Consider the following 13,237-nt stretch of genomic DNA (forward strand, 5'->3'; position numbering starts at 1 on the left):
AAACAATCAACTACCATGATAACTACATTAGATCAAAATACAGCACTGGTGCTGATAGATTTGCAGAAATACATTGTACAACTTTCATGTGCTCATCCAATGGCCGGCATACTTGAAAAATCGGCTCAATTGGTTGAAGCCTTTCGTAAGGCCGGTAAGCCTATTGTTGTTGTTCATGTAGAACCAACCGGTGCGGCTTTTAAAACCAGGCGCGACAACAATAGAAACAGCATGACCGAACTCCCGGTCGATTGGAACGAAATAGTGCCCGAAATTAAAACCGAATCAACGGATATTTTTATCACCAAAAAAACCTGGGGCGCTTTTTATAATACAGGTCTGCACGAGGAATTGCAAAAGAGAAGCGTCACGCAAATTGTACTGGCCGGCGTAGCCACCAGCATAGGCGTTGAAGCTACTGCCCGCTCGGCCAACGAGCATGCCTACAATATAGCCTTTGCCAGTGATGCCATGACCGATATGTTTCCCGAAGCGCATGCCCACAGCTTTAAATACATTTTCCCGAGAATAGGGCAGGTGGGTACTACCGCCGAGATTATTGAGAAGTTGGGATAGATGAGGGTAAGTGTATAATAGGACGCATCTTTGCTTTGTATCTACCCTTAGTAAGTTGAAGAATAAGACTTACAAAGCTTCAAAAATTTCGTAAGTCTTATTCTTCTGGTCATCCATTCTTTGTGGTTCTGTTTCGGCGAACAAACAATCTCTATGCAATAGGCATTTATAGTTAAATTAGCAGTGTGGATATTGCTACTAAACCGCCTATGAAAAAGATCTCCCCGCTTAAATCCCTGGTAGTTTTAATTCATTTGCAGTGCTTATTTATTTGCTTCACAAACAAAGCTTTCGCTCAGGCGGATTCGGCGAAAGTCACCGTAAATAGTCCTGCATTTATTCCCCCCGCTGTTCAGCGCTGGGACGACCGTGTCATGATCGATCTGCAAAATCAACGCACACCCGGCCAAACAGGTTTTTTCATGTTCCTGAGCAAGAATGTTTTGTACGGCGATATCGGGATCCCGGCGGGCTTACTGGTAGGAGGTATTGCAAGCAATAATAAAGAAATGCGCCAAAACGCAGGTTATGTAGCCAGCAGCACGGCCATATCATATGGTTTTATGCTGCTGATCAAGCATCTGGTGAAAAGGCCGCGGCCATTTATTCAAAATATCAATATCACGCCGGTTTACCGGGCGGGCGGTACCTCGTTCCCCTCGGGGCATACTTCATCAAGCTTCGCTACGGCTACGGCTTTATCGGCGGCTTATCCTAAATGGTATGTGATAGCGCCATCTTTCTTTTGGGCGGGCGCCACCAGCTATTCAAGAATGTATCTCGGTGTTCATTATCCAACCGATGTGGCAGCCGGGCTAACAGTAGGGGCGGGAAGTGCGGCGGCTATGTCGTTTTTGAAAAAGTAGAGGTAATTTATCGCCTGAAAGTCTTTTAGTTATGATTTAATCGCTATCTTTAGTTATCAATTTGTCAGATATATGATTGCCATACTTGATTTTTTAGCTGGATTATTACTCACCGACTGGAAACGTATCCACAGGCTTAAATGGAACCGCAACAGCTAAGTATACGCTTAGCTTCCCGGCATTTTCCAACTATCTTCGGTTAAAACAGGATTAAACTCGATAGAGGTCGTGTTTGACACCAGTTTGTTTTTTCCGTCGGATGATTCGGTGGTAGCAGGATAGGTGATGCCATTGGCTTTTGTGAAATCTTTGTAGATAGAAATATTAGCAGGCGCTGAATTGATGGAGTAAGCATTTCCTTTCAGGCTATAATCACTACCAATCAGGTACAACAGTTTATTCTTACTTCTGTAAAAAGTGACGATATAATCATCGCCCGATGCGGATACTGTGCCTGTAAGGAAAGAGCTGTTTAGTTTTTTATGCAAGCCCAGGATCCCCTGGTACAGGCTTAAGGTTAGTTCGTCTTTTTCATCCTGCGTTAAAGGCTTTTTTGTGCCGTTCATCCATTGCCAGCCTTCGTTTCCGTCCAGCTGTTTTACCAGTAGTAACTTCCCGTTCTGTCTTACTTCTGCACGGATCCTGTTATTAAGGATATCGGTTAAAGCGATAATTTGCATGTTACCTGTTACTGTGGCCGTTTCCCTAACAGTTGTTAACTTGTCTATGTTTTCGCCACCATAGTGTGCCCTGAGTTGGGTAAGCAGACTGGCTGGCGCAGGCAGGCCAGTTGTTGCAGGTTTACTTGTATTTGTCTTTGAACTAACGGTGGTTCCTTGTGTAATTGCTGGCTTTTCTTTGTCATCCTCGTTTCTGAAATAGAATTCACCATTCAACAAAATCAGGTCTTCTTCATTTGGCGGACTGTAAAAGAAGCTTTGTTTGGCAACAGTGCCATTACCAAATGTTAAAGTTATTTCTCCATCGCCCAATTTATAAGTTCCACTGGTTTTACCGTTTTTTTCAAATTTACCACCTATAGTACCGCCCACTGCATCACCCGTTACACCAACAACGCTCGACCGTTCTGTTGAAAAATTTCCTTTACCATCAAAATAAATTAAATCAGAAGAAAAAGCGCCCACCGCCGGCATTCCCGTACCTATTCCCCCACTGGTGGAAGCGCTTCTTTTTTCATATAGCCCGGCAGGGATAACAGTTACTTTTTTAACCTTATACAAGGTATGTTTTATCCCTGCTGTACTTTCAAGGTGTCCATTAGCTGCCAGTTTATATTTTTTGCTTTCGTCGCCGTTTTTAAATGTGAGTTGTACAAGGTTGTTCTTAACTGTGTAAGAACCGCTGGATTTGGTTTTCCAGTCTGCCTGGTTCAATGCGTTATTGAAAGTGCCATCGCTCCGGAAACTGATCACGATATTGTTGATCTGCATGCCGTTAAAAGGCGTGTTGTATAACTCTGCACCAATGTATACGCCATTGAGCGTTGGTGATTGTGCGCACACTAAGGAGGTTTTTACAATAAACAGGCACAGGAAGAGGAGAAGGTCTTTTGTCATCAGGTAAAGAACCCGAAAAACTGTACCAAAGAACCTGTAGTAAAATTAATTTTCCGTTAAATCTTTAAAAGATATGATATTTTCTTCGGTGAGATAAATACGTATATGATATATTGATTGTATTCTTAATTGATAACAAAAAACAAGGGCGGCACCATTTGGTACAGTTGATGTATAGAAATTATGCCATCTGTCGTCCGGCGAATAAGATTAATAAAGTTGATCATTTAAAAAATTAACATTATTAAATTAAAAAAGTAATATCTTGACCTCAACGGTCCGATGATTTTCCCGGGTAACGGACTGGTGGTAATCTATAAAAAATGAATACAAATATTGATCAAAACGGCTCAAGAAAGATAGGATTAGTGTTGTCTGGCGGGGGGGTAAGAGGGGTGGCCCATTTGGGGGTGATGCAGGCCCTAACCGATTATGGTATCAAATTCTCGCATATCTCGGGCACAAGTGCAGGCGCAATAGCTGCGGCTTTTTTTGCAGAGGGATATACCCCAAAAGAAATTTTACGCGTCATCAAAGACAACAGCCTGCTCAAATTGCTGCGCCCGGCATTTGGCAGCAACGGTTTGATCTCAATAACACACGCCAGGGTATTGATTAATAAATATATTCCACATAATTCCTTTCAAAGCCTCAAAACACGTGTTACCATTCCCGCCGTTGACATTGGAGAAGCAAAGCTGGTTTATTTTACCGAGGGCGAGTTGGATATAGCAATTTTAGCGTCATGCTGTTTGCCAGGTATTTTTAGGCCCATCATCATTAACGATCATATGTTTGTTGATGGCGGCATACTCAATAATTTTCCGGTTGAACCATTGGTGGGCAATTGTGACCTCATCATAGGTTCATGCTGTAACCATTTGCCTGTTGTTTCAACAATTAAATCATTTGTGAACCTGGTTGACAGGGCGGCCATGATAACGATTAATTCGGGCCTCAATGCGCATAAAATGTTGTGCGATATAGTTATCGAGCCGCGTGGCTTGGGTGGTTATGGTATTTTTGATACCGATGCCGCCGAAGAAATTTATATGATAGGGTATGAAGAGGGTTTAAAAACCATCAACAGCAACGAAAAGTTAAAAGAGGTTATTCATAGGCTGAAAGGGTAAGAACCTGTCCGCAAACGATACTGCAGTGTAGCTTTAAAATTGTCGTTAGTATTGGATAAACGATCTGAAAACAGATTTGGTAATGTCTTAAAATAGATGGAAATTGCTCAGGAAGCTGTGCATAAAGAAGTATTTAACAGGTGTTAAATAGCATTCAAAATACTGTACAACTTTCCTTCTATGTTATAGCAACTTAATCATACAAACAGAATTAAACTATGAAAAAAGTAACGGGCCTTGGAGGCGTATTTTTTAAATGCGACGATCCGAAAGGTATGAACGAATGGTATGTCAAAAACCTTGGACTGCCTTCCGGCCAATACGGGACAACGTTTGAGTGGCGGCATGCAGATGATCCGTCGAAAATAGGGTCCACCTCCTGGTGTACGTTCCCGCAGGATACCAAATATTTTAATCCGTCGGCCAAGCCTTTTATGATTAACTACCGGGTAGAAAATCTTGTTGCACTGGTAGACGAATTAAAAAAAGATGGCGTAACCATTATTGACGAGATTGCTGAATATGATTATGGTAAATTTGTTCATATTCTCGATCCGGAAGGGAACATTATTGAGCTATGGGAGCCAGGCGATGAATCGGAGCCGGATAGTGCTGCGGAGTGATTTTAGTCTTTAGCCGAAAGTCTTAAGTGCTAAGTCAGGATTTACCCTCTATCGACTTAGAACTTAAGACTTCTGACTAAAGACTTAGTACTATCAAGGAAACTTAACCCCGTTATAATCTGATATATTCACCTGTGGTATTGATGAGTTGTATTTATCATTAATAGCCTTAATAAACTCATTGGCCACAATTGCATAGCCCCGCGGTGTAAGGTGTACTCCGTCCAGCGAAAACAGTCCGCCGCTGATGTAATTTGAGTTAACGCTTACACCGTCAACCACCAGACCGTTCAGTTTAACATTTTGCAGAAAGGTATAGGCATCAAATACAGCCAGGCCTTTTGCCGCCGCTACAGATTTTATGGTGGTGTTATAAGAATTTACATAATCCCCGGTAAGGGCAACTTCCTTTTCGTCAAGTACATATTGGTTATCTATCGGAGTATATGGCGTTAAACCGTAAGGCAGGTTACCAACAGGAGTTGCAACCGGCTGCCCGATCTTGCTTGTGGGGAAGGTAAGTACGATAAGATCATTAGGCGTTGCTGCGCGCGGCGCATAAGTACTGCCCGAAACCAACGCGTTGATATACAATGCTTTTGCATTTGGATTGGCTTTTTGTACGCCAGCCAGTATTGCAGAAACGGTGATGGTATTAAAATAAGGTATTGAGGTTACATCCGGTACGGTTGCAACTACGCCTTTCTGTCCCTTGGCAGTGAGGGTGTTGATCAATACATTATACAAGGCAGCAAAAGTGTTTTTATCTGTCAGCACGTCGCCGGCCCCACCGGATGTCGCGTAGCTTAAAGCGTCATTGTTCCCCAGCCAGTTTGAGAAGAAAGTGAATGGCTTCGACATTACAAAATTGAGATAAGTGGTGGAGTTTGTTGGCGCGTTACCGGGCAACAGTCGTTCAAAATACCCGTTAAGGTTGCCATAAGGTGCGTAGGTGATATGCATCAGCTTAATGCCGGGCACACCGTAATTATTGATATCGCCGGTGTATTTGGTATATAAAGTCACGTTTCCGAAGCCGGGTACAGGCAATAATCCGCGTACTGCCAGATTGGTAGTTACAGGAGTTGTAATCGGTGTGCCATCGGCATTAAAGCCGGTAAGTGATAAATACCCGGACCCATTTGCCTGGGCCGTGCTGAATAGCGGCTGCGTAAATGTACCCCCGCCCACCGACTGCATTTGCTTGCCGATGATGCTGGGATAAGATACCTGCTGACCTGCAAGGTATAAGCCACCATCGGCATAACCGGCAGTGAGCGAATTACCCAACGCAATGTATCTTGAAAAATCGACAGAACCTGCGGATGGTTTTGGCGTATGGATTTCGGGTTTGCAGGCACCTAATAACAGTAACCCTGCAACAATATAAATATGTAGTTTAAACGTTTTCATGAACTGATTTCTTTAAGGATTACCAATGATAGGCTAATGAGATACCTGGTATGTAAACATCGGTTTTAAATGTTCCCGATAATTGCGATTCGATATTGGTTTGCGTGCGCTTCATTAGGTGCTCGTACTCAAAGGAGATATCTATATCCAGGCGTTTGGCTACGGTATAACCTAAGCCCAGGGTACCATAAACCCGGTTGGCATCCGGCACTTCGGGAGTTACATAGCCATCTAAAACGGCGGTGCCGCCATAGCCACCGCCAAAACGCAGGGCCAGTTTATCGGTAGCCTTATATTGAGCGCCCCCGCGTAAGCTAAACGCCTGTTGGTAGTTCCGGGCGGAGTGGGTGTCCTGTAATACAGCCGTATTGTTTTTATAATCAAACGATAGCGTTTTATAACTATCCCAGTTAACCAGGTTAACATCAATGGCCAATATCCATTTGCTGCTGGGGTAAAAGCCGAAACCGATGGAGTTAGTGGCCGGTAAGGGTATGGTTGAACTAAAGGTATTGGGCTGAGGGAAACTACTTTGCAGCGATGCAGGTACAGTAAAAATAGCGTTCCCTGCCGAAATTGTGGTATTTACCTGCGAGCGGTGTGTGATCCCTATGGTAATACCTGCTTCTGTTTTGAAGTAAACGCCCGCGTTCCACCCGTAGCCTTTGCCGCTGCCTTTCAACCGGGCCTGTCCCGGGTCGCCGTTGCTGTTTGCCAGCGGGATGGCGCGCGTCAGATCAACGCTGCCATGGTTGTAAACGAAGCCTCCGCCGATGCTCATCCAGTCGGCCAGTTTTATACTTAGTGTTGGCTGAATATAAATGGCTTTCAGGTCGAGGCTTTCCAGTACATATTTGCCCTGCCAGGTATTGCCCCAGTCGGTTAAACCGCCAAAAGGGGTATAAACGCCAAGTCCCAGTTTCCAGAAGGAAGATTTAGGGCCCCATACCGCATAAGCATGGAACGGAGTAGCAACTTTATTAGAGGTATGGTCCTGTATTGATGTCCCCGAGGGGTTGAAAACAGATTTGAACAGTAAAGGGCTTATTCCTCCCTGTATGTAATTTTCGGGCAGCATGGCTACTGCGCCGGGGTTAAAAAATACGGAAGCTCCATCCTGTACGATACCCGTACCTGTATGGCCCATTCCTATTTGTTTTTGTCCCCCAAGGTTCACCTGGAAACCCTGGGAAAAAGCTAACAGCGGTGCTGCGGTGAGCACCAATAGTAGAATTTTTCTCATAAAAATATAATTGGTTCGTGACAGGAAATTGCTTGTAGGTTACAATTTGAAACTGTCAGGGATAAAATTAGTTTGGATTAAAAAGAAAAAAAGGGCTATAATGCGGAGATATTAGTCAAAAAGTCGGATAAAGCTTATTTTTAATATCAGATAAGAAAATTGCTTTACAATCGTCTTTAATAAATACAATAGTTAAAATTATATATCTAAACTATATGAATAATAAAGTTGGACAATTAAGCCTGTCGAAATTTGCAGATCTGTATGCAGACAAGCTGGCTGGTGCCGATTTTTTTGTTGTTGACGAAAAGCAATTATTGAGCCTGAGCGAATATCCTTATCGTTCGGACGGTTATATTATAGGCATTTGTACCCGGGGCACAGCCAAAGTAGAAGTAAACCTGCAGGTTTATGATGCCCGGCCGGATGCCATGCTTCTGGCAACCCCATTTCATGTTTTGAGGATCTACGATAGCAGTGCCGATTTTTTATGCCGGTTTGTTGTTTTCAGCAAAGCTTTTTTAATCGAAAATAATGCTAATAGCCATTTCCTTGAATCATTCAGTTATTTCAACAGCGCGTCTATCCCGGTAATTTATCCGGGCAATGCCGATGCCAAAATGATCCTGGAAATTTATTTATTGATCCAGCGGAAATTAGCGCGCGAAGGGCATCCTTATGATGTTGAAATATCCAGGAGCATTTTAATGACGCTGCTTTATGAAATACAGGCCATTTACGAAAAGCAACACCTGATAATAAAAGGTAAACAAACCAGGAAACAGGAACTGAATGTACTTTTCCAATCCCTCATTTTCCATCATTATAAAGAACACCGCAGCGTGCAATACTATGCCGACGCGCTGTATGTATCTCCCAAACATTTAACCGAAACCATTAAGGAAGTAACCGGGCGAACCGCGGGCGAATGGATAGACGACGCGGTAATATTGGAAGCCAAAGTATTACTGCGAAACCACGAGATCAGCATTGCCCGCGCCGCCGAGAGCATCCATTTCCCCGACCAATCATCGTTTGGCAAATATTTTAAGAAACATACCGGCATGTCGCCTTCTGATTATAGGGCGATATCTGCGCATTGATTGTTTATTAGTTAATTAAGTAATAAAAAAATATGTCATTGCGAGCGCAGCGTGGCAATCTCGTAGCCAATGCATGTCCATCTGCATAGCTACGAGATTGCTTCGTCGTTCCTCCTCGCAATGACATGGGTTTTTAAACCATCATTCCCAGTCGATCTTCAGGTTTCGGACACCAACAGCCTTTTTCCACCCTCCCATCCCCCTCTTCTTTCCGACTTTTTGACTAATATCTCCGCATTGCTGCCCTTTCTTTGGCTTAATAATGCCTCTAATTTTACTCCTGATTATAAACCAAAAAACTTTATGAATGCCACAGAACCGATGAAAGCCATAAAAGGAGGGGAGTTTCTGATCAGGGAAACTTCTGCGGATAGCATTTTTATTCCCGAAGAATGGAATGAAGAACAGTTGATGATCGCCGAAACATGTACCAATTTTTTGGCACAGCAAGTAACACCAAACCTACAGCGCATTGACGAGCAGGAAGAGGGGTTAATGCGTCATTTAATGGACGAAGCAGGCGCACTTGGATTGTTAGGTATCTCCGTGCCCGAAGAATACGGCGGTTTTGGTAAAGATTTTAAAACCGCCATGCTGGTTACCGAAAAGCTGGGTGCCGGTCACTCATTTTCGGTTGCTTTTTCGGCGCATACGGGTATCGGCACCATGCCTATATTATACTATGGCAACGATGCTCAAAAACAAAAATATATTCCTAAACTGGCCAGCGGCGAGTGGAAAGGGGCGTATTGCCTTACAGAGCCAGCCGCAGGCTCAGACGCCAATTCGGGTAAAACCAGGGCAAAACTTTCTGCTGATGGCAAGTACTATCTCATCACCGGGCAAAAAATGTGGATCACCAATGCTGGTTTTGCCGATGTGTTTACGGTTTTTGCCAAGATAGATGACGATGAAAACTTGAGCGCGTTTATTGTTGAAAAGGATTTTGAGGGTCTTTCGTTAAATACGGAAGAACATAAAATGGGGATCAAAGGGAGCTCAACGCGCCAGGTGTTTTTTAACGATTGCAAAGTGCCGGTTGAAAACCTCCTTTCCGAAAGGCAGAATGGTTTTAAGATAGCAGTCAACATTCTAAACCTTGGTCGCATTAAATTAGGCGGTGGCACAGTTGGGGCCAGTAAGGATGTGATCACCTCATCGGTACGTTATGCTAATGAGCGGGAGCAGTTCGGTCGTGCTATTTCCAAATATGGGGCGATAAAATATAAACTGGCCGAACAGGCTATCCGTACCTACGCGGCAGAATCGGCCGTGTACAGGGCCAGTCAGAATATGGAGGAGGCTACAGAAATGTTAATCGCTTCCGGCCTTGATGAAAACAAAGCTAAACTGAAAGGCACTGAGCAATTTGCCATCGAAGCGGCGATCCTTAAAGTTCATGCTTCGGAGGTTCTGGACTATGTAACCGATGAAGGTGTGCAGATCTATGGTGGTATGGGATATAGTGCCGAGGCACCGATGGACAGGTCGTACCGCGATTCAAGGATCAACCGGATTTTTGAGGGAACCAATGAAATTAACAGGTTGTTAACCGTTGATATGATGCTGAAACGCGCCATGAAGGGTGAGCTTGACCTGATGGGACCGGCCCAGAAAGTAGCCGGTGAATTGATGAGCATCCCTGATTTTGGCGCAACCGAAGAAGATGGCCTGTTTACTAAAGAAAAGAAATACATAGCCAATTTTAAAAAGGCCATATTGATGGTAGCCGGTGCGGCTGTTCAAAAACTAATGATGCAATTGAGCAAAGAGCAGGAAGTATTGATGAACCTGGCCGATATGCTGATAGAGCTGTATGTAAGCGAATCGCTGCAATTGAGGGTAGAGAAATTGGTTGGCTTAAGGGGCGAAGAAGCGTGTAAAGAACAATTGGACATGATGCGGGTGTATATCAATGACGCAGCCGAACATATTGCCAAATCGGGTAAAGAAGCACTGAACTCATTTGCCGAAGGCGACGAAAGAAGGATGATGCTCATGGGACTAAAGCGCTTCACCAAAACCGACGACATCAATACCACCCAGGCACGCAGAAATATCGCAGCCAAATTGATCTCCGAAAATAAATATTGTTTTTAGTGCTGCATTTAAGCTAAAAAAAATCCCCTCTTGAGAGGGGGCGCGAAGGAACGAGTGATAGCAGGGGTGTGTTTATGCTGTATGCTTATCAAAGCAGAGACACACCCCTCCACCCCTCTCAAGAGGGGAATCGCACAATCCCCTGCCTTTTACGTTAACGGCAACAATCCCCTCGCTTATTTTTCAAATAACATCAACCTAAAAAACAAAATTCTGATAATGAAAATATTAGTGTGTATAAGCCAGGTGCCCGACACCAGCACCAAAATTGTATTAAAAAATAATAATACTTCTGTTAACAGCGATGGGGTTACTTATGTGATCAACCCGTATGATGAATGGTACGCGTTGATTAGGGCTATCGAATTAAAAGAAAGCGGTATCGCCACCGAAATTCATTTGATAACTGTAGGTAAGGCCGATGTTGAGCCCGTGATCAGGAAAGCGTTGGCGTTGGGTGGCGATGAAGCTATCCGTATTGATGCTGAGAGCAATGACCCTTATGAAACGGCTCATTATATAGCCGAATATGCCGCCGGGGTTGGTTATGACCTTATTTTATGCGGCAAAGAATCTATCGATTACAATAACGGAACTACAGGTGCCATGCTGGCCGAATTGCTTGATCTCGATTATATTGGTTTCGCAACCGGGATCAGCATAGAGGCCAATGCTGCTGTGATAAATCGTGAAATAGAAGGCGGTGAAGAAACAGATGCCTGTAATTTACCGCTGGTTATTTCCTGCCAGAAAGGTGTTGCCGAAGCCCGCATTCCCAATATGCGCGGCATCATGGCGGCACGTACGCGTCCGTTAAAGGTCATTACGCCTTCAGGAATAACTGCTGTAACCGAAATACTGTCGTATGAATTGCCGCCTGCCAAGGCCGGTATCAAGCTGGTAAGCCCGGATGATATGGATGAACTGGTAGAGCTGTTGCATACAGAGGCTAAGGTTATATAATGTCAATTATTATTAAATGTAGAGACGCATAATTGCGTCTCCCGAATGCAAATTATGGCAATTGAAAAAGATAAGTAAAGCCGCTTGTCCTGCGGGAGACGCAATTATGCGTCTCTACCCGAAAAACTTAAATAGTTTTTAAACAGTTAACTTCTAACTAAAAAAACAAAAAAATGTCTGTAATAGTATTGGTGGAACATACCGGAGGAATTATAAAAAAGCAAAGCTTTGAGGCTGTGCAATATGCCGCTCAAATAGCCCCAAAAATGGGCACTACGGTAACTGCCGTTGCTTTAGGCAGCGTTACCGAAGCTGAAATGGAAAACCTTGGCCAGTACGGTGCTCAAAAAGTGCTGCACGTTGCCGATAGCCGGTTGGACGAGTTACACTCAAGGGCATATGCCAGCGCGTTAATAGCCGCAGCACAAAAGGAGAATAGTAAAGTAGTTGTAACCCTTCATGATATCAGGGGCAGGGCGGTAGCGCCGCGGATAGCTGTAAAATTAAAAGCAGGCCTGGTAGCCGGGGCGCTTTCTTACCCCGATACGGAAAAAGGCTTTGTGGTCAAAAAAGCCGTGTTTTCGGGCAAGGCATTTGCGTATGTAAATATTTTAAGTGAGGTAAAGGTGATTATGCTGATGCCTAACACTTTCCCGGCGAAAAAGGAGGAGGGTAAGGCGATTGTTGAGCAATTGGATGTTAGCTTTAGCGAAAAGGATTTTGGCGTAAAAGTGAAATCGGTAAATAAAGTGACCGGCGAGGTGCCGCTTGCCGATGCCGAGCTGGTTGTTTCGGGAGGCAGGGGTTTAAAAGGCCCGGAAAACTGGGGCATACTGGAAGACCTGGCGAAAGAGTTGGGCGCTGCTACGGCCTGTTCGCGCCCGGTAGCCGATTCGCACTGGCGACCGCATCACGAGCATGTGGGCCAAACAGGTGGCACCGTTCGCCCAAATCTGTATATCGCAGTGGGAATATCCGGGGCTATCCAGCACCTGGCGGGGGTTAACGGCTCAAAAACTATTGTAGTGATCAATAAAGATCCCGAAGCCCCATTTTTTAAAGCAGCCAATTATGGTGTAGTTGGTGACGCGTTGGAGATTCTGCCACGACTGACTGCTGCTGTAAAAAAGTTTAAGGAACATCATCAATAAATAATCAGGGCTATGGAGTTTTTTTATGAAGGACAGGTGCTGTGGTCGCAGATAGACTCGAACCAGCACATGCGGCATTCTGCATATGCCGATCTTGCAGCACAGGCACGCATCACCATGCTTGAAAGCCTGGGTTTAAAACTGCCTACACTTTATGAATACAAAATAGGGCCTGTATTATTCAGGGAAGAAATGATTTACCTGAGAGAGATCGGGATCAATGAGCAGATCAGGGTAACCTGCCAGCTTACCAAATCCAGGCCTGATGGTTCCCGCTGGGCAATCAGGCATGAGCTGTACCGGGGTGACGGTGTTAAAGCCGCAATCGTAAATGCCGAAGGTTCATGGATAGATATGGAAAAGCGTAAGCTGGCCGTATTGCCTTCAAAACTAAGCCAGATGTTTATGAAGGCGCCCCGGAGCAGTGATTATGTGGAAGAGGCCAATCCAGCCTGAAATAATTAAATAGTGTTGAATATCAGTTTATAA

General features: G+C 44.3%; 12 protein-coding genes. 9 read left to right on the forward strand and 3 right to left on the reverse strand.

Features of this window, described 5'->3' with window-relative positions:
• Positions 1-15: 15 nt before the first annotated feature.
• Together BLP33_RS00970 and BLP33_RS00975 are read left to right on the forward strand one after the other, a co-directional pair.
• The gene (locus BLP33_RS00970; RefSeq protein WP_090523862.1) at positions 16-576 is read left to right on the forward strand and encodes an isochorismatase family protein; all 561 of its coding nucleotides are present in this window, start codon (positions 16-18) and stop codon (positions 574-576) included.
• Between the two features lie 209 nt (positions 577-785).
• The gene (locus tag BLP33_RS00975) at positions 786-1,442 is read left to right on the forward strand and encodes a phosphatase PAP2 family protein (RefSeq protein ID WP_254780040.1); all 657 of its coding nucleotides are present in this window, start codon (positions 786-788) and stop codon (positions 1,440-1,442) included.
• Between the two features lie 167 nt (positions 1,443-1,609).
• On the opposite strand, the gene BLP33_RS00980 is transcribed toward BLP33_RS00975, so the two are convergent.
• Complete coding sequence (locus tag BLP33_RS00980) at positions 1,610-3,019, reverse strand: hypothetical protein (protein ID WP_090523864.1); 1,410 nt, start codon at positions 3,017-3,019, stop codon at positions 1,610-1,612.
• A gap of 323 nt (positions 3,020-3,342) precedes the next feature.
• On the opposite strand from BLP33_RS00980, the gene BLP33_RS00985 reads away from it, so the two are divergent.
• Positions 3,343-4,152 (forward strand): patatin-like phospholipase family protein, encoded by an 810-nt coding sequence (locus BLP33_RS00985; RefSeq protein ID WP_090523867.1) that lies wholly within the window; start codon positions 3,343-3,345, stop codon positions 4,150-4,152.
• A gap of 218 nt (positions 4,153-4,370) precedes the next feature.
• Positions 4,371-4,775, forward strand: a complete 405-nt coding sequence (locus BLP33_RS00990; RefSeq protein WP_090523870.1) for a VOC family protein — start codon at positions 4,371-4,373, stop codon at positions 4,773-4,775.
• 93 nt (positions 4,776-4,868) lie between these two features.
• Here the strand turns inward: BLP33_RS00990 and BLP33_RS00995 are convergent, their stop codons facing one another.
• On the reverse strand, positions 4,869-6,188 hold the full coding sequence (locus BLP33_RS00995) for an SGNH/GDSL hydrolase family protein (protein WP_090523873.1): 1,320 nt from the start codon (positions 6,186-6,188) through the stop codon (positions 4,869-4,871).
• Between the two features lie 19 nt (positions 6,189-6,207).
• Positions 6,208-7,431 carry an OmpP1/FadL family transporter gene (locus tag BLP33_RS01000; RefSeq protein WP_090523876.1) on the reverse strand — a complete coding sequence of 408 codons (1,224 nt, stop codon included), beginning with the start codon at positions 7,429-7,431 and terminating at the stop codon, positions 6,208-6,210.
• A gap of 215 nt (positions 7,432-7,646) precedes the next feature.
• Between BLP33_RS01000 and BLP33_RS01005 the strand changes: the two genes are divergently transcribed.
• The 5 genes from BLP33_RS01005 (at position 7,647) to BLP33_RS01025 (ending at position 13,204) form a co-directional block, all read left to right on the forward strand.
• Complete coding sequence (locus tag BLP33_RS01005; protein ID WP_090523879.1) at positions 7,647-8,534, forward strand: helix-turn-helix domain-containing protein; 888 nt, start codon at positions 7,647-7,649, stop codon at positions 8,532-8,534.
• Between the two features lie 303 nt (positions 8,535-8,837).
• A complete protein-coding gene (locus tag BLP33_RS01010) occupies positions 8,838-10,634 on the forward strand; it encodes an acyl-CoA dehydrogenase family protein (protein ID WP_090526143.1) in 1,797 nt (598 codons plus the stop codon).
• 219 nt (positions 10,635-10,853) lie between these two features.
• Positions 10,854-11,597: an electron transfer flavoprotein subunit beta/FixA family protein gene (locus BLP33_RS01015; RefSeq protein WP_090526144.1), complete on the forward strand. Its 744-nt coding sequence runs from the start codon at positions 10,854-10,856 to the stop codon at positions 11,595-11,597.
• A 173-nt stretch (positions 11,598-11,770) separates the two neighbouring features.
• Positions 11,771-12,748: an electron transfer flavoprotein subunit alpha/FixB family protein gene (locus BLP33_RS01020; RefSeq protein ID WP_090523882.1), complete on the forward strand. Its 978-nt coding sequence runs from the start codon at positions 11,771-11,773 to the stop codon at positions 12,746-12,748.
• Positions 12,749-12,760: 12 nt separating this feature from the next.
• Complete coding sequence (locus BLP33_RS01025; RefSeq protein WP_208057802.1) at positions 12,761-13,204, forward strand: acyl-CoA thioesterase; 444 nt, start codon at positions 12,761-12,763, stop codon at positions 13,202-13,204.
• Positions 13,205-13,237: the final 33 nt, after the last annotated feature.

Origin of the sequence: Mucilaginibacter sp. NFR10 (assembly GCF_900100445.1) — a bacterium.
Classification (GTDB): Bacteria; Bacteroidota; Bacteroidia; order Sphingobacteriales; family Sphingobacteriaceae; genus Mucilaginibacter; species Mucilaginibacter rubeus.